Source organism: Huijunlia imazamoxiresistens, from assembly GCF_037132455.1.
Classification (GTDB): Bacteria; Bacteroidota; Bacteroidia; order Chitinophagales; family Chitinophagaceae; genus Flavisolibacter; species Flavisolibacter imazamoxiresistens.
The window spans coordinates 1-896 of sequence record NZ_JBBBEI010000097.1 but is presented as its reverse complement, the minus strand read 5'-3'; the positions used below and the strand labels follow the sequence as shown (position 1 = coordinate 896).

The 896-nt window shown below is 60.7% G+C and carries 1 protein-coding gene; it reads right to left on the bottom strand.

Annotated elements, in window-relative coordinates; translation table 11 throughout:
* The coding region (locus V9K67_RS27025; RefSeq protein WP_336728248.1) for a hypothetical protein at nucleotides 1–896 on the bottom strand (896 nt) is incomplete at both ends.

Below are 896 nucleotides of genomic sequence, written 5' to 3'. Positions count from 1 at the left end.
GTAGTGCCGTTGATGCCGTAGACATCCTGTACGCCTGCCGCCTGGGCGGTGAAGACATAGGCGCCGTTGCCGGTAGTGAGGGCGGACAGGTCGACCTCGAAGGTGGCGGTATCGATCGGGGTCACGGTGACGTCTTTGTTGATGCTGTTGGCGCCGCCCTGGAAGGTCAGCGTCAGGTCTTGCTCGGTAAAGGTAGCGGCGTCGATGCTCTTGTCGAATACGACCCGCAGGTGTTGCACCGGTGTAGAAGAAACGCCTTCCGGAGCGCCTTCGATGCGTACGATCTTGGGCACGTTGCGGTTTTTGGGTTTCCACACCACGGTATAGCTCACCGGTGAGGTGGTCGCGAACGTATCCACGAAGTGGAACTTGTTCTCGTACACCGGCGGCTGGTTGATGGGCAGGGTCACGAAGCTGAGCCAGGCATTGTTCAGCGGGATCACCTGGCCGTCGCCGCGGGTCACGCTTACCAGCTCGTACTGGCGGTTGCCCGGATCCGGCAGCTTGATATAGTTCCAGCCGGCAGCCGCAGCCGTTACCGTCAGCGTATTGGTGTAAGCGGCGGGCTGTACGGGACCGGAGAAGGAACCCGAAGCGGCCTTGCTTACGGCGGCGGTACGGTTGCCCTGCGAGTGGTAGATCACATCGGGCACGTCGTCGGAATCGAAGATATCGTTGACCAGGAAGTCATTGATACCGTCTGCCCCGGCGCCGTAGGCCTTGATGCTCCTGGTCAGCTCGTGGAGCTTCACGCCTTTTACCAGCGAGAGGTCGGGGTTGCCAAAGGAGTTGGCATGCACCACCGAGGCCTCGTACGATACGAACTTACCGAGCAGCGAAGAGGTAAAGTACCACTGGCCGACACGGGCCTGCTGGGCAGGGATCGTACCGAAGTT